At 56.0% G+C, this 22,740-nt stretch carries 20 protein-coding genes and 2 pseudogenes; 15 read left to right on the top strand and 7 right to left on the bottom strand.

All coding sequences use genetic code 11. From position 1 onward, the window contains the following. Positions 1–17: 17 nt before the first annotated feature. Positions 18–752: an SDR family NAD(P)-dependent oxidoreductase gene (locus tag WM40_RS21900; protein WP_024905856.1), complete on the top strand. Its 735-nt coding sequence runs from the start codon at positions 18–20 to the stop codon at positions 750–752. 84 nt (positions 753–836) lie between these two features. Beyond that, a complete protein-coding gene (locus tag WM40_RS21895) occupies positions 837–1,436 on the top strand; it encodes an NADPH-dependent F420 reductase (protein ID WP_024905857.1) in 600 nt (199 codons plus the stop codon). 505 nt (positions 1,437–1,941) lie between these two features. On the opposite strand, the gene WM40_RS21890 is transcribed toward WM40_RS21895, so the two are convergent. The 3 genes from WM40_RS21890 to WM40_RS21880 form a co-directional block, all read right to left on the bottom strand. Beyond that, on the bottom strand, positions 1,942–3,270 hold the full coding sequence (locus tag WM40_RS21890) for an NAD(P)/FAD-dependent oxidoreductase (protein WP_024905858.1): 1,329 nt from the start codon (positions 3,268–3,270) through the stop codon (positions 1,942–1,944). 214 nt (positions 3,271–3,484) lie between these two features. Continuing rightward, positions 3,485–4,219: an amino acid ABC transporter ATP-binding protein gene (locus WM40_RS21885; protein WP_024905859.1), complete on the bottom strand. Its 735-nt coding sequence runs from the start codon at positions 4,217–4,219 to the stop codon at positions 3,485–3,487. Position 4,220: 1 nt separating this feature from the next. Beyond that, positions 4,221–4,877 (bottom strand): amino acid ABC transporter permease, encoded by a 657-nt coding sequence (locus WM40_RS21880; RefSeq protein WP_046153976.1) that lies wholly within the window; start codon positions 4,875–4,877, stop codon positions 4,221–4,223. Between the two features lie 258 nt (positions 4,878–5,135). Between WM40_RS21880 and WM40_RS21875 the strand changes: the two genes are divergently transcribed. Beyond that, positions 5,136–5,939, top strand: a complete 804-nt coding sequence (locus WM40_RS21875) for a substrate-binding periplasmic protein (RefSeq protein ID WP_201779165.1) — start codon at positions 5,136–5,138, stop codon at positions 5,937–5,939. A 142-nt stretch (positions 5,940–6,081) separates the two neighbouring features. On the opposite strand, the gene WM40_RS21870 is transcribed toward WM40_RS21875, so the two are convergent. Continuing rightward, positions 6,082–7,068, bottom strand: coding sequence for a 2-hydroxyacid dehydrogenase (locus WM40_RS21870; RefSeq protein ID WP_024905862.1), 987 nt, complete (start codon positions 7,066–7,068; stop codon positions 6,082–6,084). 264 nt (positions 7,069–7,332) lie between these two features. On the opposite strand from WM40_RS21870, the gene WM40_RS21865 reads away from it, so the two are divergent. Further along, a complete protein-coding gene (locus WM40_RS21865; RefSeq protein WP_024905863.1) occupies positions 7,333–8,355 on the top strand; it encodes a LysR substrate-binding domain-containing protein in 1,023 nt (340 codons plus the stop codon). 24 nt (positions 8,356–8,379) lie between these two features. Here the strand turns inward: WM40_RS21865 and WM40_RS21860 are convergent, their stop codons facing one another. Beyond that, positions 8,380–9,327 (bottom strand): VOC family protein, encoded by a 948-nt coding sequence (locus tag WM40_RS21860; RefSeq protein ID WP_052738457.1) that lies wholly within the window; start codon positions 9,325–9,327, stop codon positions 8,380–8,382. A 132-nt stretch (positions 9,328–9,459) separates the two neighbouring features. After that, entirely contained in the window at positions 9,460–10,284 is an 825-nt protein-coding gene (locus WM40_RS21855; RefSeq protein WP_036013149.1) for an aspartate dehydrogenase, read from the bottom strand. A 368-nt stretch (positions 10,285–10,652) separates the two neighbouring features. On the opposite strand from WM40_RS21855, the gene WM40_RS21850 reads away from it, so the two are divergent. The 11 genes and pseudogenes from WM40_RS21850 to WM40_RS21800 form a co-directional block, all read left to right on the top strand. Next, a complete protein-coding gene (locus WM40_RS21850; RefSeq protein WP_024905866.1) occupies positions 10,653–11,456 on the top strand; it encodes an alpha/beta fold hydrolase in 804 nt (267 codons plus the stop codon). Between the two features lie 119 nt (positions 11,457–11,575). Next, positions 11,576–12,727, top strand: a complete 1,152-nt coding sequence (locus WM40_RS21845; RefSeq protein WP_024905867.1) for a porin — start codon at positions 11,576–11,578, stop codon at positions 12,725–12,727. A 31-nt stretch (positions 12,728–12,758) separates the two neighbouring features. Next, positions 12,759–13,871 carry an amidohydrolase family protein gene (locus WM40_RS21840; RefSeq protein WP_157685894.1) on the top strand — a complete coding sequence of 371 codons (1,113 nt, stop codon included), beginning with the start codon at positions 12,759–12,761 and terminating at the stop codon, positions 13,869–13,871. A 77-nt stretch (positions 13,872–13,948) separates the two neighbouring features. Continuing rightward, entirely contained in the window at positions 13,949–14,875 is a 927-nt protein-coding gene (locus WM40_RS21835) for a transporter substrate-binding domain-containing protein (RefSeq protein ID WP_046153975.1), read from the top strand. Between the two features lie 6 nt (positions 14,876–14,881). Further along, positions 14,882–16,612: an amino acid ABC transporter permease/ATP-binding protein gene (locus WM40_RS21830; protein WP_024905870.1), complete on the top strand. Its 1,731-nt coding sequence runs from the start codon at positions 14,882–14,884 to the stop codon at positions 16,610–16,612. Beyond that, entirely contained in the window at positions 16,609–17,658 is a 1,050-nt protein-coding gene (locus WM40_RS21825) for an alpha-hydroxy acid oxidase (RefSeq protein ID WP_046153974.1), read from the top strand. The genes WM40_RS21830 and WM40_RS21825 overlap by 4 nt, the downstream gene beginning before the upstream one ends. 78 nt (positions 17,659–17,736) lie before the next feature. Then, the gene (locus WM40_RS21820; RefSeq protein WP_024905872.1) at positions 17,737–18,108 is read left to right on the top strand and encodes a DUF2322 family protein; all 372 of its coding nucleotides are present in this window, start codon (positions 17,737–17,739) and stop codon (positions 18,106–18,108) included. 178 nt (positions 18,109–18,286) lie between these two features. After that, a pseudogene (locus WM40_RS29020) lies at positions 18,287–18,798 on the top strand (transposase); the annotation flags it as partial. A 36-nt stretch (positions 18,799–18,834) separates the two neighbouring features. Next, positions 18,835–19,020, top strand: a complete 186-nt coding sequence (locus WM40_RS28200) for a hypothetical protein (protein ID WP_052738456.1) — start codon at positions 18,835–18,837, stop codon at positions 19,018–19,020. After that, the gene (locus WM40_RS21805; protein ID WP_330218171.1) at positions 19,021–19,866 is read left to right on the top strand and encodes an IS110 family RNA-guided transposase; all 846 of its coding nucleotides are present in this window, start codon (positions 19,021–19,023) and stop codon (positions 19,864–19,866) included. It abuts the gene before it with no gap. Between the two features lie 214 nt (positions 19,867–20,080). Beyond that, positions 20,081–20,664 (top strand): annotated as a pseudogene (locus WM40_RS21800) (DDE-type integrase/transposase/recombinase); the annotation flags it as partial. A 251-nt stretch (positions 20,665–20,915) separates the two neighbouring features. Here the strand turns inward: WM40_RS21800 and WM40_RS21795 are convergent. Further along, positions 20,916–21,992, bottom strand: coding sequence for a hypothetical protein (locus tag WM40_RS21795; RefSeq protein WP_046153972.1), 1,077 nt, complete (start codon positions 21,990–21,992; stop codon positions 20,916–20,918). Positions 21,993–22,740: the final 748 nt, after the last annotated feature.

The raw sequence follows: 22,740 nt of genomic DNA, 5'->3' as shown, positions 1-22,740 counted from the left end.
GCACTACAGGAGAAATCATGGAAAAGCTTCAAGGTAAAGTCGCAGTTATCACTGGTGGCGCTACAGGCATTGGTTTTGCCGCAGCAAAGCGTTTCATCGAAGAGGGTGCTTTCGTCTTCATCTTCGGCCGCCGGCAAGAAGTGCTTGATGCCGCGGTTGCCGAGCTCGGCCCGAATGCGCGCGCGGTGAAAGGCTCGGTTTCTGATCTGGACGACCTTGACCGCCTCTATGCGGCAGTGAAGGCAGAGCGCGGAACACTCGATATTGTCTTTGCCAATGCAGGCGCAGGAAGTCAGGCTGTACTCGGTCAGATCACTGTCGAGCACATCGATGCGACTTTCGATACCAATGTGAAGGGAACGATTTTCACGATCCAGAAGGCGCTCCCGTTGATGCGTTCGGGTGCCTCGATCATCCTGACCGGCTCGAGTGCGGGTACTACTGGCGCACCGGGAATGACCGCCTATAGCGCGAGCAAAGCGGCAGTACGTAACTTGGCGCGGACCTGGGCGGAAGACCTGAAGGGCACTGGCATCCGAGTAAATGTTTTGTCGCCCGGTGCAACGGCGACCGACCTCGCGAAGGCAGCGCTTGGAGAAGAGGGCCAGAAAATCTACGCGTCGATGACGCCGCTTCAGCGCATGGCTGATCCGTCGGAGATTGGGGCTGCGGCAGCGTTTCTCGCATCGACTGATAGCAGTTTCATGACCGCCAGTGAGCTCGCGGTTGACGGTGGCCTAGCGCAACTGTAACGCATGATGCTCTACGGCACTTGGTCAACGGCGCATAGCACTGCAGGGCGTGCGTGGTTACAACACTAATAAAGGGGGAAATATATGCGGTACGCAATCATTGGATTTGGCAATATCGGCCAGGCTTTGGCCAAGGCCTTTGCCCGCAAAGGCATCGAAGTGTCCGTTGCTGCCACCCGTGACCCGGAAAATTTTGCATCCGTCGCGGCCGCGATCGGACCCAAGATCATTCCTACAAAGCTGTCGGAGGCCATTAAAGCCGACATTCTCTTTCTGGCAGTGCGTTTCGATTCGCATCAGGAGGTCGCAAAAGTGCTTCCGTCCTGGAATGGAAAGACCATTATCGACGTGACGAATGCTTACGGCGTGTCTCCTGAGGAATTGGGAGGACGTCCATCCTCCAAGGCCGTTGAGCAGGCCTTCAATGGTGCAAAACTGGTTAAGGGCTTCAATCATTTGGGCTCTGCTGTCCTCGGTCAAGATCCTTCCGTAAAGGGGGGGCGTCGTGTCGTGTTCCTGGCAAGCGACGACGACACCGCGGCAGCGCGGGTTGCCGCATTAGCGGATGAGTTAGGTTTTTCGCCCATCAAACTTGGCGGTCTTTCCGAAGGTGGGTTGCTTGTGCAGGCACGCGGAAATCGCTGGGGTCAACTGATTTTCAAGGATGTGGTCACATTCGATTGACCAATGTTGCACCCGGCAATCAGATGTCCAACGTAACGAAAAAGGAGTGACCATGCCCGGAAACGACGTACAGCAGAGAGGTCAGATAATTTGTTGAACGAATGCCGGGACGGGCGAAAAGAACGTGCCGAATCGTCGCTACACGGAGGAGTTTCGAGGGGAAGCGGCAAGACTGGCAAATTCTGTCAGGCACGACGAGGGGGCGTGCCATCGGTAGTGTGCCGACTACTGGCGCTCGAGTCACACGAATGACACTATCCTCGTCCAGACATAGCCGGGGCAGGCGTCTATCTCTCGTTCGATAATCGCTCGGACGACAGCGCCATTTATGCGAAAAGGTCGCGCTGCGGCAAGGCGTCCCGTTTTCAGCCGTCGCGCTGCCAACCCGCCCCCTAATCCATCGAGAATTAGGACCTAGGTTTGATGGCCGCCGTCGTTCGCAACGATACAGGCATGGTGCAGGTGCGTAGCGCCGAACACCTCACAACCCTTGTCGGCGCGCCCGTTACATCATTTCCGGTACCTTTACGGGTGTACCGTCCATGAAACGGCTCAAGCGGTACGGCGAAATATCCATTATAGGCTTGGCGCCCGTGACCATATCAGCGATCAGTTCACCCGCTGCCGGGCCCAACGCAAAGCCATGACCGCTGAAGCCGCTCGCGACGTAAAATCGGGGCAGTTTCGGTACATCAGAGATGACCGGGATCAGATCAGGTGTCGTATCGATCGCACCAGCCCATGCATGCACAATCCTCATATCCTTGAACGCTGGAATAGCACGCTTAACGTTATTGAGCGCAGCGTCGATAAATTCGAGATCGGGTTTCGGGTCCAGCACGCGGCAGCGTTCGAACGGCGAAACGCTATCGAAGTCCCATGAGTGCGACGCTTCAGGGCCTTCGAACCAAGGCTTCGAGAAACGGTATTTAAGTTTCTTGCCGAGGTCGTTGCGATAGTTGCGATAGTACTTCAAAGCATGCTTGATGCCGAGCGGTGCGAGATCAATCCGGCCATACCCAGGAATAGCCAGCGTGTACGAACCGTCTAGCCGTCGGCGGAGTGCGAAATCCGGGCCATTGAAACATCCGTTGATGACGTTCGGTGCAACCGACGTACGCATCGCCGTGCCAATAACGTTTACTGCGGGCAATGCCACTCCGTGTCGCTTACAGAAGCGGCTGCTCCATGCCCCCCCGGCACACACTACGCTGTTGGCCTTGATCAGACCACGCTCGGTCCACACACCGGTGACTCGTCCGTCTGTGAGATCAAGGCCGCGCGCCGCGCAGTTTTGGTAGATCTTCGCGCCCAGGCGCTTGGCCCCTTCAGCGAGTGCCGGTGCCGCTCGCGACGGTTCAGCGCGTCCGTCATCCGGGGACCAGACGCCGCCCCCGTAGCGCGGGCTGCCTAGCGGCGCTTTATTTGCAATCTCAGACGCGCTCAGCATATGGCTTACGAAACCCAATTCGCGCGCACGGTTACCCCACGCTTCCCACTTGGCGATGCTTTTTTCATCGTTACTAGCGTACAGGATGCCTTCGCGGCGGAATCCTAGGTCGATCTGGATTTCGTCTCGCAACTCGCCCCAGCGACGGAGGCTACGCATTGCAAGTGGTAACTCGAATATGTGCCGGTTTTGCTGGCGTACCCAGCCCCAATTTCGCCCCGATTGCTCACCGCCGACGATGCCTTTGTCGACCAGTACGACGGAAATGCCGCGCCGGGCCAATGCATACGCCGTTGATGTTCCAATAATTCCGCCGCCAAGCACGACCACATCGGCAGTGCTCGAGAATTCCTGAGTGTCGTAAACTTCTTCAAGTCTAAGCATTGCAGATTTCCATTATACGAAAGCCGCCGAGAATGGCGCTGAACCGCCGGGTGATTTCCTTGACCGCGCGATAGAAGCTATCCGAGAATTCGCAGTCGCGCCGGTTCTCATGGTGATGCGCCTACAAGCGTCGTTGTGCCAAGTGATGACATGCCCGTGCATCTGCCACGATTCTTAACTTTGCCGAACACGCATTTTTGCTGAATCTCATTCATTATTCTCCGGTTCGGAGAATACGTTTCAGGAACTCCCGGGTGCGGTCTTCGCGAGGATCGCCCAGCACTTGGGCCGGCGGACCCTCTTCGAGAATCTTTCCATCAGACAGAAAGCACACGCGATCGGCCACTTCTTTTGCAAATTGCATTTCGTGGGTTACGACAACCATGGTCATGCCGTTGGCGGCAAGATTCCGCATGACTTGTAGTACTTCTCCCACGCGCTCCGGATCTAGGGCAGACGTCGGTTCATCGAAAAGAATGGCTCGGGGGTCCATTGCCAGCGAACGGGCAATGGCAACACGCTGCTGCTGCCCTCCAGACAGTTGGGCGGGGAAGTGGTGCAGTTTCTCTTTAAGGCCAACCTGCTCCAACAATGCGGCAGCCCGTGCACGGGCTTCGGATTTTGGTACTTTGTTCACCTGTACCGGCCCCTCCATCACGTTTTCGAGCACGGTCCGATGTGGGAATAGGTTGAAACGCTGAAAGACCATCCCAATTTTTTGCCGCAGCTTGTTAATCGAACGCTTTCTCGTATCGACTATTTCGTCAAATACCGCGATCTGACCGCTATCGTAAGTCTCAAGGCCATTAATGCATCGCAGGATCGTTGATTTTCCCGAACCGGACGGACCGATCAAGCACACAACCTCGCCCTCGGCGACGTGCATTGAAATCCCCTTGAGCACTTCCTCCGCGCCAAACTTTTTATGGACGTTGGTGATTTCAATCATGTCAATTCCCGCGATGTTTGCCATACCTGGCTTCCATGTACTTCGTCAACTGCATCAACGGGAGCGTCATTACCAGGTAGAAGCAGGCCACCATCGTATAGACCGTGCTGTTGTCGAAAGTTGAGGCCGCCAGCAATTGGCCCTGTCTTGTCATTTCGGTCACCGCGATTGTCGACGCGATGGCTGAGTCCTTGATGAGCATCACGATAGTGCTCGATAACGGCGGCAATGCGACCTTGAACGCTTGCGGCAATACCAACCGCCGGAACGCGTGAAAACGTCCCATGCCGATGGAACGCGCCGCCTCAATCTGACCCGTATCGACGGACAAGATGCCGGAACGGAAGATCTCCGCAACATATGTGGAATATGCAAATCCAAGTCCGACCACAGCCGCAGAGAACGAGCTAAGGCTGATTCCGATATCGGGGCAAACGAAGTATATGTAGAAGAGCAGCACGATCATCGGAACGCCGCGAACGACATTGATGACGCATGACATTGGCAGAGACACGGCTTTGTGCTTTGACAATTTTCCGCCGGCTAAAAGCAACCCTAATGGCATGCTTAAGAGCAACGAAAGGATCCCAATCTGGATGTTGACCAATGCGCCCTGCAACAGATACGGAAAAAATTCGACGACGTTGGACCACCGCACAATATTGATTCCTGTCGAAAGTATCGGCTCATCATTAAGTCGAAGGGTGCAGTATAGTGAACGAAAATATTGGTCAAAAAGAATATGATTGGTAGTTTCCATCATGCATAGGCATTATTCTTTAGATTATTTTTATCTCCTTGCGTCGCTGCAAAGTTTCACTATACTGAACGGGCACATTGATGTCAGGTGATTCGGCCTGCTCCCGCGGTTGGCCGGTATTCTCAACGCGTTGCTCCCGCAGGTACACATATCATCATGATTCCTAATACGGTGGTGGTTTTTAAAAAATGCATTTTTTGCCTTTCTAGCGGCATGCGACGCACGCTGGTTGCCGTGGCGCTTACCATTGGCGCCGTTGGACCGGCTTTTTCCGCGCAACTCATCGCCGGATCGCCTCCGTCGAGTGCCCCCACCACGTATTTGGATACCAAGACTGGCAAGATTTCCGGCTATATGCCAGAGATTGCCGCGGAGATAGCAAAGCGAGAAGGGTTGACTCTCGATTTTCAATCTGTGCCTTTCCCGGCATTGATCCAGTCGGTCATTGCTGGAAAAATCGACATGATAGTCGCGGGCATGACGCCCACGCCTAAACGCGCGGAAGTTATTGACTTCTCGCAAGTCGTCACGGCTTTTGGAGAAGGCATTTTCGTACGCGATACAAACAAAAAAGACTATAAATCGGCCGAGGATTTTTCTGGCGACATAGTTGGCGTCATGGCGGGCACTGACTACGCTGACTCGATTATCAAAATGAACGTTGCAAAAGAGGTGAAGATCTACGACAACCCCGCCGATATGGCGCGTGACGTCTCGCTAGGGCGTATCGCGTTGGGCATGACTGATTACCCTATTGTGAAGGCGCAGCAAGCGGCAGGGGCGCTTAAAGGCATGCATGTCGTGGAAAGTTACAAGCCAATGAAATCATTCGGTGTCGCATTTGGTGTGAAAAAAGGTAACACGGATCTGCTTAACAAGATCAATTCCGCACTGGATGCAATGCGCGCCGACGGCACTTTGAACAAGATCCTCGCGCGCTATGGCATGGTTGCGAAGTAACAATCGGGCATACATACGGTGTTCGGCAGACCGTGTTTCTCGCGAAAGTGATGTATTCAGCGACTCGATCAAAACGCTAGAGCAGGATGCCGACAAAGTGCACGTGGGCTTTGCAACCCAGTATCCTGCGTGAGCAGTGCGATCAATAACCCCGTTGAAAGTCGACGACCTCAGGAATGCTGCCGTTGTTACGAAAGCGCGCGATATTCGCGGCGACGATGGCTGACGCGCTGAGTCGATCCGTAGGGGCGGCGATATGCGGCAGCACTGTCACCCGTGCGTGTGACCAATGCCAACTGGCCGTGGGAAGCGGCTCCTGCGCAAATACATCCAGTACCGCATGAGAGATGCTACCGGAATCAAGCGCTGCCCGAAGCGCATCGTCATCGACGATGGCGCCTCGGGCGAAATTGATCAAAGCGGCTCCGGGTTTCAACGCGCTGAGTGCCTCCGAACCTAACACGCCGCGCGTTTCCGCGGTCAGCGGCAGGAGGCAAATCACAATGTCGCTTGTCTGCAGCATCGCATGCATTTCATCGGGACCGCACAAGCATTGCACCCCCTCGATCGCCTTGCGTCCGCGGCTCCACCCACTGACCTTGAAACCCGCAGCCACCAGACGCTTGGCAGCCGCCTCGCCCAATGCGCCGACACCGAGCAGCCCGACCGATCTATCCGCCGCACGAACATAATCCCGTTGCAACCATTGGGGCGTCCGCTGTTGCGCCGCGTAGTACGGCATATCGCGATGAAGATAGAGCGTCCATGCCAGCACCGCTTCCGACATTGTTTCTGCCAAGGCGGGATCGACGAGCCGCACGATCCGCAACGGCCCGCCAACACGAGTGTCCGCGTCAATCGATAGATCGGCAACAAGACCTTCCACCCCCGCCCATACGCTATGGACCCATCGTAAGGCCGGTAACGCGCGTACATGATCAGACGGCGGATTGGCAGCGATGGCCACTGTGCACTTGGCTCTTTCAGCGTCAGTCAGCGCGAAGAACGGCACGATTCGCTCATGCGGCATGGCGGCTTGCAGCGACATACGCCAAACGTCTGCAAATGGGTAATCTGGGTTGCACAGAAAAGGCAGCGGCAGAGAAGAAACAGGGTGTGGAGTCGTCATGGGCGATAAACCGGGAGTAATCCAATCAGGGAAGCGGTCAGGCAAGGCGTCACGGCGATGTGCCTGGAAATAAATAAGTAATAAAAAACAACAACGTGCATGAAATTATTTCGTTTCTACAACAAGGGCTGCGCGTGAAATTCATATTCGAAAAATGTCACAGGTCATCTGATGTATCTTTAATATCTTATTGACCTCTCGTTTTTTTTGCGTGCGACAATATTCACGGTTTGCTTATCTCAGCACCATCCAGAACGCGACAAAATGGCTCGACGACTTCCCAATCTGAACTCGCTACGTGCATTCGAGGCGGCCGCACGGCACCTGAGCTTCAGTCGCGCCGCGGACGAATTGTTCGTCACCCAAGGTGCGATCAGCCGTCAAATTAAGTCCCTGGAGGACGCGCTGGGGGTATCCTTGTTTCGACGGCTTACCCGTACCGTCGATCTCACCGAGCACGGTCGCGAGTACCTCCCGGTTGTACGCGAGGCGTTCGACCGGGTCGAGCAGGCGACGCTGCGCCTGGTGAATCGAGAGCGTCACCGTATCTTGAATGTAAACGTGCTCCCTACTTTTGCGATGCGTTGGTTGATACCGCGCCTCCCATCTTTTGCTCTTGCTCATCCCGATATCGAGATTCGGATGATCACCTCCATTCGCCCGATCAACTTCTGGCGCGAGGATATTGATGTTGCCATCCGCGTCGGGCAGATTCCGGACTCTCCTCAGACGTCGAATGGCCCGCGGCCGCGTATCGATATCCAGATGACGGAGGATTGGAGCAATGTCCGCTGCTATCCCTTGATGCCCGACGTTCTTATTCCCGTATGTAGCAAGAGCCTGTTGGAACGTCTGCCCCCACTCCAGCGTGCCGAACAGTTGCTGGAGATTCCGCAATTACCGCTGCTGCATATGGCCACCCGGATTCACGCATGGCCCGATTGGTTTCGTGCAAGCGGCATCGAGTACGCAATCCCGGAGCAAACGCCCGCGCATGGGCATTTTTTCATGGTACTAGAGGCCGCACTGGCCGGCGCCGGTATCGCATTGGTCCCGAAGGCATTGGCTGCCGCCGACATCGACGCCGGCCGGCTTGCCGTGCCACTGGATCTGGCGCAAGAAAGCGCGGGTTCGTACTGCTTTCTCTGCCGCGAGCACCAGGCCGATACCGACGCGGTGCAGGCGTTCCGCGACTGGATTTTCAGCCAACGTGATGCGACGGACGTGCCCCCGGCAGAAGCGACGACGGGGGAGGGCGATGCGCCCCGAATCTATGCCACGCTCTAATACGGAACGGCATGCCACGCGCATTCACACCAAATATGGCCGTTCCGACGGCGAAATCGTTGCGATTACTTCCGGTCGCCACGCTTTGTTGACATACAGCTGGATCGGCAAACCGTCCGGATCAGTAACGAAAACCACGTCGCGCGCCGGATGTGAAAAGCGGCCGATCACCTGCGCACCAAAGTCGGCAATACGCGTGGCTGCCGCGTCCAGATCAGCCAGGCTCGTGACTTCCACCCCGATATGATGGGTGGGCAAATTCGAAGCCAGGCCGGGGCGATACAAAACGATATCACCCATGCTGTGCGTACCTGCGAGCAGCGCATACTCGTCGGCACCGCCGCCTGCAATCACGCGCAAGCCAACAATACCTGTGTAGAAGGCGAGCATGGCTGCGTAATCGCGCGTCACCAGTGCAATGTGCGTGACGCGTCGACCATGCACCAGGGAGTCAGGGATAGAACGAATTTCGGGATCGACTGGATAATAGTGTTTGTCCAATGGAATATTCGTCTCTCCTGGAATCCAGATCGGTTTTTTCTTGCTGAACACCCCTTTTCGTTCGGAGCGCCAGTCCGCGACCATGTCCGCATAGATTTCCACTTCGTTGCCATCGGGATCTTTTTGATACAAAGAGTGGGCAACGTCATGATCTTCGGTCGATTTGTACGACACCCCAGAGGCGATGGCAGCCTTATAGCCGGCGACCAGGGCAGCTTCGCTCTCGACCTCGAACGCAAAGTGATTCAAATCCGGTTTCTGACCAGGCTTGGCGTAGCGGCTATTGATGTCCACCAGCGCGAAGTCATGATAGGTATTGCCGTTGCTGATGAAGGATGCCTTGTTGTCGGGCTGACTATACACCTCTTCAAAACCGAATACGTCCCGGTAAAACCGGCTAGCCCGTTGGTAGTCCGAGACGAAGACGTTGGCGTGTGCCAGACGTCGCGGCGCAAAAAAACCCGTGTTCAACTGCGCAATCTTTACCGATGTCGCTGTTCATCATTTTCCGATCCTGAAAAAGAAGAGGGCGCTCGCCATGAGCATGGCCACAATCGACCACCCGGGGTCGCTGCGGCAGTCCATGCTCTTCCGGGCGATTGATCACGTACCCACTCGCAACGGCGCGTGCAGTTTGCGTAGAAGTGCCAGAACGCTCAACGCTGTAATTCGGCCCGTCTTCGGGTTTTCGCTAGGGATATTCTCGATGGTCATCGTGAAACTGGCCGAGTCGGCATCGACAGTAATGGTATGTGTATTGCGCTGCAATCCTGGATCCGCCCATATCTCAAGCGATGTCGCGTCCGGACCGATCCCCGCGAGTGCGAGTGCCACCGCCACGTTCAGATTGGCGGGAAACCCAACAGCCGCTTCACGTGGTGTGCCCTCGAAAATTCGCATCGGTGCTTTGATATCGGCGATATCAATGTCGTTCTGTTCGAGAAACGGCGCACCTAGCAAGCCGATTACAGGCTTACGCGTCACCATCCGAACCGACCGTATGGTACCTTGCGCCGCCGCCGTCACGGCATCGAGACCAAGTAGCGCACCGGTTGGTACGCAAATCTGGCCCCCTGTCCCCCGGGCAATGTCGACTAGGTCCATGCGGTCGAGCAATGCACCCACACTCAGCGGGATGACGATCTTACCCGCGGTAAGCATCGGAGTGGCAATTGCGGCCAACAGATGGGATGGGGCGCATTCGACCACGACGTCGCACAGCGCTGGCATCGCGTCGAAGCCAACCACCGCGGGGGCATCAACGCGCCAGCGGCGTTCGCCGAGCCACGCCTGGGCCCGCTCGGGCGACCGGGCGGCAACCGCTGTCACCTGGATTGCGGGATCGCCCGCTTCGATCATCTCGACCAATGTCTTGCCTACTGTGCCGAGCCCGGCAATGCCAACGCGTAGCGCGTGGCGAACCTGCATGCCCATCATCAAACGTCTCCCGGTTAGGCGATGCATTCTAGGCAGAGCAAATGCAAAGAACAACGGAGTTTTTCGCGCAGCGCGATGAGGTGAACTCATGCCAGACTCGGCGGCATCGACATGCCGGCATGAATCCCCGGCGGTTCGGATCGCATATCGCGTCAATGCCTTGCCGAACCAATAGGCAAACGCTGGCCGACCCCAATGAAACGGATGATCTGACGTCATGGTGACCTGAGAAAAAGGCGTTTGTCCGGCATGCATAGCGCTACGCATAATGACTAGCTCCACGACCGGCGGCGATAGAGGCCTTGTTTGCCGTCGTGGCGCGCAGACGCCCTCCGCATCACCCCAACTGAGGAAGTGGCATGCCTTACCTGAATCGCGGTGCAAGCCGCCTGTATTACGAACTGCATGGCGTAGAGGCTCCCGTCGTGGCAACTCAGGCCGTCAAGCCGGCCAAGCCGGTGTGGGTACTACTTCACGGCGTAGGCGGTAATCACGCGAGTTGGTTCCATCAAATTGCCGCCTGGCGTACACAGGTCGGTCTGCTGGTCGTGGACGCCCGTGGCTTTGGCAACTCGACCGATGCAGAAGCCGCGGGTCGCGGTGCATTCGTCGACGATTTGCACGCCTTGCTCAACGCGCTGCAGCTTGACCGAGTGGTATTGATCGCTCAGTCCATGGGTGGCGGGACAGCCATCCACTTTGCGATACGGCATCCAGCCCGAGTCAGCGCATTGGTTCTAGCCGATACGATGGTCGGCCTCCAATTGCCGCCAGACATGGCGGCAAGGATGGCACCTGTTGTCGCCCGCGCCAATGCACTCACGCAGTTGGAGCGTGTGCTTGGGCCAACGTTTCAAGCACGCGCGCCGGCACAGTCTTACCTTTACACTGCTTTAGCAAGCTTTAACGAGACAAATGTACGGTCCTTGACGGGCGAGCAGGCGCAAGCGACACCGGCCGAGCTCGGGGCACTCGGGCTACCTATATTGTTCGTCGCAGGCAACGAAGACGTGCTATTCCCGCCCCAGGAGATCGCCGCGCTTGCCGCCGCGACGACGGGCGCCGAATTCCTTGAAATACAGGATGCCGGTCACTCAGCCTATTTTGAACAACCGGATGTGTTCAATCACGCCGTAAAGGCCTGGCTCGATCGCGTTACATAAGATGGTGCATGACTTCTTCTCATCACTCGGCGGCGGAAATCTCGTTTGTTGCCGGATTTTGTCATTCCTATGATGGTCTCGCATTCACATAAGCCAACCACGCATACGGAAAAATAAGCATGAAACTGACACCATTGGTCGCCCCGTCGTTCGCGCTTTTGGGCGCGCTCATCGCAGTACCGGCACTCGCGCAGAGCAGCGTTACGCTGTATGGCGTGACGGACGAAGGCATCGCATATGGCAATAACGTGGGCGGTGGCACCCAATGGGCGGCCGCAAGTGGCACCATGTCAGGCAGCCGTTGGGGCTTGAAGGGTGTCGAAGATCTCGGCGGCGGCATTAGCGCGCGGTTCCAATTGGAGAATGGCTTCAATCTCAGTAATGGCGCTTTGGGCAATGGCGGCCGTGAGTTCGGACGTCAAGCGTGGGTCGGCCTCGGCAGCACGCAGTACGGTACGGTAACGATGGGAAGGCAGTATGACCCGGTGACGGACCAAGTCCAAGGCATCACGGGCGACGGCGTGTTTGGTGCATTCTTCACCACACCAGGGGATGCCGACAACAACGACAACAGCATTCGTGTGAACAACACGGTGAAATACGTCTCGCCTACGGTTGGTGGCATGCAGGCAGAGGCGTTGTATGGCTTTGGTGGTGTTGCTGGCAGCATGAGCAGCGGGCAAACATTCGGTGCTGCGCTTTCGTATGCGACAGGCGGGTTGCACCTTGCGGGCGGATATTTGTTCACGAAGAACGATAATGGCAGCAGCGCGACATCAGGCGGTTTCATCAACGACGGCAGTCTGGTGACGGCCGGTTACGGGGCCCGTGCCGGATCCTTCCAGACCGTGCATGCGGCGGTGTCTTATGCGTTCGACAAGTTCACCGTGGGCGCCCGCTATTCCAACTCCGAATACAAAACGTATGTGCCGAACGCTGTGTTCCACGATACAGAGAAATTCAATGTGGCGAGCGGCTACCTGGCCTATCAAATCCGTCCCGACCTGAACGCTGCCATCAATTACGGCTTCACCAAAGCAACAGGTGCCGCGTCCGCGAATTACCACCAGATTGCTGCCGGCATCGACTATTTCCTGTCGAAGCGAACCGACGTATACGGCATCGTGGGCTATACGAAGGCAAGTGGCCAAACGTTGAATTCGGCAGGTACCGCCGTAGTCGCCGCCACGGCGAATGTCGGCGACTACAACGACGCCTCCTCGAACAGCAAGCAGGTTCTAGCGGTCGTCGGTATCCGACACAAATTCTAATCCGCAAAAGAAGCGGTATACCCCTATGCAAATGGTGCTCGAAAACCTGAGAGACGACGCGGGCCTGCTGGGCGAGCGTCGGGTTTTCAACGTCCCGAAATGGCGCGATGCTGATACGCGCATCGTCGATGCGCGCGAATGGCGCGCGTACCCTGCCCTCTACGATGCGGACACGCTTCTGACATTGCGCGGCGGACATCTTAGTGAAGCCGATCGCGAAATCGCCCTGGCGGGCGGCGTTGCCAACCTGAACGCCAGCATCGCCTGGCAGCGTATGGCCGATCCGGCGGATGCCGCAGCATTGCTGCGGTCCGCGCAAGATGCCGACATGCCACGCATCCGCCTGTTGTTGTCGGCCATGCCGGATTGTGACAACACCGGATTCGTCGATTGGTTTGCGGCATTCGCTCGCGTACCGCCCCCGTCGGTTTTAGCGGCCTGCAAGCTCTACGGACGTGACGCGACATTCAATAGCAATCTGGAAGCGGTATGGCGAGCGAACTGGCTACCGATGGTGTACACCGATGACCCGGAACGGGTCGTGGAACGTGCGGTAGCGATGGGGAAGCCAGTGGTTATCCGGCACGCTACCCATCCAGATGCGATTTCCCGCCTGCGCGCTATCGCCGGCACGGCGGCGACCGATGACGCATTGATCGTGCTCGCCTGTGCGCCGCATTATCTGCTACCCATGACGGCATCGCTACGCGGCACGTTCAATGTGCGTCCGCCACTGCTCGATGACGCACGATGTATTGCGCTGCAAGGCTGTTTTGACGACATCGACTTGATCGCCACCGATCATGTGGCGGAAGGCGCAACGCGCGGCCCCGGTCTTCAGTCCCAGCATCGCTTCTTGCCCGCCCTTCTGAGTCTGGCGAAACGGATGAACGTGCCCACGGAACGTGTCTTGCGCAAAGCGTCGCGCCGACCTGCGGCGTTGTTCGGGCCCGATGTGAACGACTGGGCCGTTGCCCTGGTGGCTCGCGTTCCGGTGCAGCCATCAATGGCCGAAGGTAACGCTTTCCCAGGCATCAACCCACGCCACGATCCCTATGTCGATATCGCCTTCGAGGATCGGGTCGTCGCCATGGTCCGCGGCCTGACGTTATGGCCGACACGTCATCTTCTACCCGCCATCTGACCAAAAATTGGCAACCGAAAAAACATGCTTTTCTTCGTACCTCACTTTTCAATCCACTCATTGTCAGAGGTCTTCAGATGATCCAATTTCTATCCCGCGGAACGCCTGCCGTCTTTAAGTTGACGGCAGGAGGGGCATTGGGCGCAGCCATATTGGCGTCGACTTTTTTTTCGGGTAACGTCACCGCTGCGGGTGCGGACAATATGCCGTCCCTCAAGACCTTCGCCGCAAGCAGCGAATGCGTGGCGCTACGCAAAACGTATCCGACGCTGAATGGCAAGCATCTGACTGTCGGGCTGGGCGGTTATACCGCGGGATTCGAAGCACCCGACAAAGATGATCCGTCTAAGATCGTTGGTCTCGATCCCGACCTGATTGCCTATATGGGTGCGTGCCTCGGCTTCGAGCACACCTTCCAGAATGTGGCATTTAATGTACTCGTGACCGGCATCGCCGGAGGGCGTTTCGACATGGGGCCGAATCTCTACGTCACCGATGTGCGCCGCAAGCAGGTAGCGTTCATCTCGTCTTTCGCGGTGATCGACGGGTCAGTCGTGAAGCAGGGCAATCCAAAGAAATTGCATTCGATAAACGACCTCTGCGGCAGTACGGTGGCGGCTGCGGCAGGCACTTACGAGGCTGTAAGTCTGGTTCCGCCATTGAGCGAAAAATGCGTGGCGGAAAAGAAGCCAGCGGTCAATCTGTTATTGCTGCAGACGACAGATGCCAGCGTGCAAGCCGTCGAAAGCGGCCGCGCGGATATTTATTTGACGGCTGAATCGGATGCAAAAGCGTTGGCAGCTTCCGCACCCGGACTGACCACGGCCTTCACGGTGGATCTGCCAATTCTGAACGGCTTTCCCATTGCCAAGGAAAACACGGCATTGCGCAGTGGCGTATTGGCTGCAATGAAGCTCATTCAACAGAAAGGTATCGAGCGTGCCTTATTGGATAAGTGGGGCCAGGACGGAAAATCCGAACGCCCGGCCGCCGATGCGACTTAAGGTCTTATGCAAAACTTCCTTCATTATTTGACGTTTCCGTTTCTCCTTCAGGGTTGCATCGTTGCCATCGAACTGCTTGTGGGCGCGATGATCGGCGGTCTCGTCATTGGTTTTATGCTGGCGCTCGCTTCTGATGCCCGTTGGGCGTGGCTGCGTTATCCGGTACGGGCCTATATCTACGTTATTCGTGGCACGCCCCAACTGCTGCAGTTGATTCTACTGTTCAACGTCTTGCCGCAGGCGGGCCTCACGTTGTCGCCATTCATGAGCGCCTTACTTGCCTTGACGATAAATGAGACCGCGTTTTGCGCAGAAATCGTTCGAGGTGGTATCAAGTCAGTTGACAGGGATCAACGTCTCGCCGCTAAAGCGTTCGGATTCTCGACGGTGAGCGAGTTGGTGTATGTGGTCATTCCACAGGGATTGCGCGCCATCGTACCGACGCTTGGCAACGAGGCAGTTGGGCTGTTGAAATCGACATCGCTCGCGTCGGTGGTCGGTGTCAACGAACTGACGCTGCGCAGTCAGACCATCGTGTCTCAGAATTTTGCGTTCCTGCCGGTGTTGCTCGCTTCGGGGGTGATGTATATCGCGCTCTCGGCCGCGATTTCCGCAGTGCAAAGATGGTGTGAAAAAAGGGTTGATCCCGCGCAGCATGGACAATCCATCCGGGCGCGATCGATGCAGCCGCCGGATGGGGCAGGCACGCAGGTCATCGATGACCGGTGCGGCTTATCGAATGGTCCGCCGCTTGCTAGTGACAAGGGGCCATTGCCCCGCATGGCTCCGGTGAAATATGAAACGCCTTCCGATGATCCGCACATATTGGACGCATTGCCGACGGACGCGGCAAGCACGACATCCATGTCCCCGCAACTGGTCCTGAAAGGGGTGAAGGTGCGCTATGAAGGCAACGAGGTATTGAAGGGCATTGATCTTTCGGTGCGTGCCGGCGAAGTGGTCGCGCTGCTAGGCAAGTCGGGATCGGGCAAGAGCACGTTGTTGAAGACCATTCTTGCACTTAATCCGTTGGCGGCAGGATCAATCCGGGTTGACGGTCAATCACTGACGGAAGACGACAGCGGCCGCCCGGTTCCGGCACGACATGTGCCAGCGCGGCGCGCCGCCGCGCGTATCGGGCTTGTGTTCCAGAACTTCGCGTTGTTCCAACATTTGAGCGCGCTGGAAAATGCAGCAGTGATACCACTTCGCGTTCATCGGGTGCCGCGCATCGATGCCGCCCGGCGAGGACGCATCGCGTTGCTCAAGGTGGGCCTGGGACATTTGGCGGATCGCATGCCATTCGAACTATCTGGCGGGCAACAGCAACGTGTCGGCATCGCCCGGGCACTGGCGAGTGATCCGCGCATCATATTGCTCGATGAGCCGACATCCGCGTTGGACCCTGAACTCGTCGGTGAAGTCAATGAAACGATACGTTCGCTTGCGAAGACCGGGATTACGATGCTGCTTAGCACGCATGATGTGGGCTTTGCGGCCACTGTTGCCGACCGGATTGTGTTCCTGCATGATGGTCGCATCATGGAGCAGGGTGACCCGCATATCCTACGGTCTCCTCGTAGCAATGAGTTCGCTGCCTTCCTCCGGCATCCGGGGCAGTCGGATGGACAGTCGAGCGCTGTATACCCTGAGGATTCGGATACAGCGCCGCGCCGCGCCGTAACATCGCCGATATCTTCGCAAACACTCACTGCCTTATCTGGAGGGACCAGATGAGTGACTTGTCAGACAGCGCGCGACAGGCATTGGGTGAACATCTGTTCGGTTACTTGTGCGGGCGAGCTACGGATATGCCGTCGGAAGCGACAGATCCGAATGAATCGGCATTGGCGCACTATCGTCTGGTGCCGCGCATTCTGACTGGGCATTCGACTGTCGATATCCGCTGTACCTTGTTCGGCCGTGCCTACGCCGCGCCCTTTGGCGTCGGCGCGTTTGCCGCGGACCGCTTGTTCGGATCCGATGGCGTGGCGGCCATCGCACGCGTATGCGCCCGTCTTCATTTACCGCTTATTGTCTCCGAAGAGGCGGTTACACCATTACCTACTGTCAAGGCGACCGGCGTGGATTACTGGCTGCAGATTCGTGCGGCGGGACCGCTTGACCGCGCGATCACGCTTTCGCAACGCGCCTTGGCGGCAGGCGCGCGAGGCGTCGTGCTGACCGTGCTGGCCGCCGCGCATCCGGTACCCGGGCTGTATCCCGGTGGCGTTGACGTCGCGGCGGAAGTCGCTGCGCGTGGGTGGTCGACGATCGGCGCGGAAAACGGCGTCGCGCATCTGCCGGCGTTTCCCGGATGGAACATCGACGCATTGGAGACACTCGCGGCTGCGATTCATGCCGATGGGGGGGCGCTTATCGTGAAAGGCGTATTACATGCCGACGATGCCGCGAGCGTGGTGGCGGCTGGTGCCGATGGCGTCATGGTATCGAATATCGGCGTACGTCAATCGTATCGGTGGGCGCCGTCGATTTCCTGCCTTTCGAGCGTAGCCGCGGCACTGAAGCGTACGCCACCAACGGCCGTGCTGTTCGACGGCGGCGTGCGGCATGCGGCCGATGTGCTTGTTGCGAGCGCACTCGGGGCCAATATGTCGATACTCGTGCGGCCGGTTGTGTACGCCCTTGCCACCGACGGCGAGCAAGCCGTGGAAACGTTGCTCACGCGGCGCATGGGCGAAGTAACGGCCTTGTCTGCATGGATGGGGGTTGCGACGCTATCGGAACTACGGCCCGATCATCTTATACACGTATCCGCTTGATCTGGCGCATGCCAGCAACTACGGTATATCGAATACGCGAAGCCAGAAATTGGCAGGAATGGAAGCCGAATAAAGGGCATGGATACGATGACAAGCGATAAACAATCGAGGCGACTTAACGCAGGACCCCATTTTCTGGAGAATATCGCCCTTCTGCCGCCGATCACGGATATCGATCATATCGACCTGATTGATCCGACCGGTCGTCTAGAGACGCGTATCCTCAATAAGGAAGGTCAGCGCGGCGCAATGGCAATATGTCAGTATCTGCTGCCCTTGTTTGGCAGGCTCGATCGTGACGCCGCCGCGCATGGCGTCCATTTTTTTGGTGAAGCCTATGTCGCTGATGCGCGCGCCCATCCAGGCGCGCATCGAAATATCGATCGCTTTCTTGCGATCATCGCAGGCGCGCCAACATTGGATATCGTCATCGCCCGCCGGCAGGCGTGACGACGCGGATAATGAAGCCCGCCACGGCGATATAGCCGATTGCGACTCATCGCACATCTTTTCCGTAACGTCTTGCACGTTACCTTGATTTCCAGCATCCACTTGGCGGTCGTCCCCCACAGAATAGCGGTCGTTCAGGGTAGAATTTTCTCGCAGTAGCACTGACAGGAAATTCTGCATAAAGACGTGCCGATTCACAGAAAGCCAAATTATCGCGATATTGAAGCAGGCAGAGGCCGGAACGCCCGTGCCGGAGCTTTGTCGTGAGCACGGAATGAGCAGCGCGAGCTTCTACAAATGGCGCTCGAAGTACGGCGGCATGGACGCGGCGCTAATGACGCGAATGAAAGAGTTAGAGGCCGAGAACGCTCGACTGAAGAAGATGTATGCCGAAGAGCGTCTGAAAGCGGAGGTCGTGCGCGAGGCGCTTGAAAAAAAGTGGTGAAGCCATCTCGTCGACGCGAGATGGCCCAACGAGCTGTACAGGAACGCGGGATGAATATTCGCCAGGCGTGCATGGCGTTCGGCATCAGCGAGACCTGCTACCGCTATGAATCCAAGCAATGCGCCGAAAACGATGTCATCGCTGATTGGCCGGTGAAGCTGACGCACAATCAGCGCAATTGGGGCTTCGGATTATGTTTTTTGTACCTGCGAAACGTCAAAGGGTTTGCCTGGAATCACATGCGGTAATCTAAACGCAACTTCCACGTCTGGGGAACTACCATGAACGCATTTGTCGGGCTTGATGTTGCGCAGAAAAACACATCGGTTTGTATTGTCAACGACGACGGAAAGGTGGTTCGCCAGGGCGTGATCGAGACGCGACCAGAGTTAATTAAGGAGTTTCTTGAGACAAAGGGTTACAGCAGTGTCAAGGTAGGCATGGAAACGGGCCCGCTCTCTGTTTAGCTGTTCCATTCGCTGAAAAGGCTTAACGTAGATATTGATTGCATTCACGCTCGTCATGTCCATGCGGCACTTACCGTGCAGTTGAACAAGACCGATCAGAACGACGCGCGAGGTATTGCCAATCTGGTTCGTACGGGCTGGTACCGGCCGACATACGTCAAAACCCTGGAGTGTCATAACCGACGGCTGATACTTACCGAACGCGACCGACTGGTGCGTGTGCGAGTGGTGATAAATAATCAGATCCGAGGCTTGCTAAAGACATTTGGCGTGGTCCTTTCACCAGGACGTAATGAAGTCTTCAGGCAGGAGGTTTTGACTGCCGATCCGTCCGTCGAAGCCGTGAAATCGGTTGCGCTAATGCTATTGGATACGTGGCGCCATGTAAGCCGGCAAATCAGAGAGTTCGGCAAAATGCTGGAGAAGCAAGCGGCTCGGGACCCGGTTTGCAAAGCACTTATGTCCATCCCCGGTGTTGGTGTATTGACGGCGATGTCGTTCAAGACGGCCATTGACGACCCCTCGCGCTTTCGCCGAGTTGCGGACGTCGGCGCCTACCTAGGCTTGACGCCCCGAAAATATCAATCCGGCGAAGTCGACAGAAATGGTGGCATTTCCAAACAGGGCAATAGACAAACCCGGTCGTTGTTGTACGAAGCGGCGTCATGCCTGCTGTCGCGATATGGAAAAGAAACCAGTCTGGCTCGCTGGGCCAGCACGATTCGACAGGCGAAAGGATATAAGAAGGCAGTCGTTGCATTGGCCCGAAAACTGTCCACAGTGATGCTGAGCATCTGGAAATCGGGAGAACTGTATAAAGACAAAAGCGTCGTTCTGTCTGCCTAAATGCTAAACGCAGTAATTGTTGTCGTGGGCTTACCGATTGAACTGAGTTCGTCGCCATGCTCGACTCCGTCACCTTCTTTGCTATCGCAGTCAGGATAGCGTGAATCACATCGGAGCGAGTGCGACGTCTGGCTGCATGTTGTAGCGTGTGCTGAACGCGACTACGAAGACGACAAAGACCACAGTGAATCGGATTGTTGACCAATTAGACGACAAGAGGGTTTATCGGATATACCGGGAGTTGGAACTGAATTTACGTATTAAACCGCGCAAACGCCTTGTTCGCGAACAGCCTGAGCCCTTGGCGGTGCCGCCGGCATTGAACGCGTGTTAATCGATGGACTGAATGCACGACCAGCTCTCAGATGGCCGTAGCATCCGGTTGTTCAATGTGATTGATGACTTCAATCGTGAAGGATTGTGCATCGACGTAGACTTCTCGTTGCCAGCACTACGTGTTATTCGGTCGTTGAATCAAGTCATCGAATGGCGTGGAACACCCCTGAAAATTAGTTGTGACAACGGGCCCGAATATGTCAGCGAAGCACTGAAAGACTGGGCAGAAAGGCGTGGCATCCTGCTGCAATTTATCCAGCCCGGAAAACCACAACAGAATGCCTACATCGAGCGATATAACAAGACCGTGAGATACGATTGGCTTGCCCCCATTACCATTTCGACACCGTCGTGCAATTGCAAGGCTATGCGACGAAGTGGCTATGGTCATACAATCACGAGCGGCCCAATACAGCCATTGGTGGCGTTCCGCTGAAACAGAAGTTGACAATCGCAGCCTAGCCTCTACCCTCGACGACCATTAAAAATGGAGGGACTACCATACGACGCGATTTGCGTCGTATGCATCATAATATTGCGTGCTTACATGCGTTAAACCGATTTGCCGAACGCTCATTATGAGCGCCCGCTATACACAAAACACTTTAACAGCGGACAGTACGGGAAAGTGAGGCAGTCTCGCCAACAGCATCATCTTGTCGCTTGTAGGGTCCGCAACCGCCTCATAAATCAAGTGCAGTAGCAGAAACGGCTCATTTGGAGCGAAGGTGGGTAGCTAGCATTATTTGGTCTCCGAAATCGTAATGCGGTTCCGCAGCGATCGTCGCTTCCTCTGCCTGGATGACGAAAGCGACATCGTCTTTTCGCCACGACTGGCATAGCTCGTCAAATTTCGCGCCGGGTTGATAAGGGAGTGCAAGATGGATGCCGGACGCGATACATTTGTCGATAGCAGACCGCCGAGATTGGGTAAATGCTCCTAAGCTGCGCTTCATTTGTATTCGCACATATCTACCTTTGCTTCGCCTATACCAATATTCAGAATCCCATACGGGAGGCGTCCAATTTTGGTCGAAGAATAAGTTATCCGCAATGATACCCGCGACCTCATCCGAGGCATTCACTTCACGGCAAACACAGAGATATGTACATATTTCGTAAGATAAGCGCCGCAACAACGGTTCTGCGTTCACAGATACGATCATTGCTGGCAATAATTGCTTATCGATAAGGAGTAGTGAATCTGCCAGCGTGTTTCGTGTAAAACTGCTGTCTGACATAAAGCGTATCACCAAAATGTCGAGCAGAGACAACGCTTCTTGAGTTGATTGAGTAGACGTACTGATTTCCTTTTCAATTGTGGCAATGACGGTGTTCAATTCGGAACTGAAGTTAGAAAGACCGTAAGGCAGAGCACGTTCTAAAGATATTTTATAAGCTGGTATTCCCATGACTAATTTTCGGAGCAGAACAGTCTGATCCATTTTGCAAGGATGTGCCTGAATACTCGTTATTACGTCGGACGAAAGAAGCGGCGTCCAGCCCGTGTGAACGGCTCTTATCTCAGAGATCGTGTTGAAGATCTGCGGAAACAATGCTTCCACAAAAGTTGCAAGGCTCTTGCTCGTTGATGCGAGTGTGACAATGCTCCGTGTCGAAAGCTGAAGCGTGCCGGTCCTGAATATATCGCCCGGAATAATTTCGAGACGCGTGCTAACGCCGTAATCGACGTCATTGCACGGTGCCCGCCTCGCGGCATCGTCGACAGATGACCATTGATCAAGTAGAAGGGATGATGCGTAAGAAAGGGCATTTGGGATGATTTGCATGAGGTACGATTTGGAATATGGGGACACGGGTTTGTTCGGTAACGTTTCATTAGAAATTGTTCATATTATGTACGAATATAAGTTTCGTAAAACGAAGCAATTTCATTTGACGTGCACGGCGAGTTATAGGCAATAAGGCGTATCCGGTAGCCTTACTGGCAAGGCAGCATACTGCATCTCTATTTGGGAAAATTGGCGAGATTGCGTGCAGGAAAAGCCAAATTTGGGTTCTAGGCCCTCTGGAGTCGGAATAGATGTTGCCTCGATAGAAATCGGAATAACAGAGCGATATAGGTAATCGGTAGAGGTTAGGCGGTACGGTTATCATTTAAAGACAAAGCGGTGTTGGGGCTGTTTCCGCCGGAGAGTATGTCTGTGCAGCGCTTGACCAAGGAGCTAAGTGTGTCCGCGGCAATATTGACGCACTGGCGTGCCGATGCATTGAGCACACCCTGCGGGGGCAGGGTAAGGACTGCTGCGGCTTGAAGCACTTCTGGCAACCGCGGCGATGGACGAGAACGCCAAGAGGCACCCGATGCCGCGAGAATGGCGTGTACCGCAGGAGCCTGCGCAGTGGCGGTAGCCGGCGGCGCAATCGCTGGCCGAGGCCGAAGACGCGCGCGCTATGTCCGCACAAGCAAAGGCCGATGGTCAGCGGGCCAATGAGCTTAAGCGCAAGGTACGGTGTAAGTAGTCTGCCTTGAACAATTCGTTGAGCCGCATGGCATAAGGCTTTGACGCTGTATGA

The sequence above is a fragment of the Robbsia andropogonis genome (assembly GCF_000970345.1).
Classification (GTDB): domain Bacteria; phylum Pseudomonadota; class Gammaproteobacteria; order Burkholderiales; family Burkholderiaceae; genus Robbsia; species Robbsia andropogonis.
The sequence above is the reverse complement of the archived record's forward strand: the minus strand, read 5'-3'. Positions and strand labels throughout refer to the sequence as shown.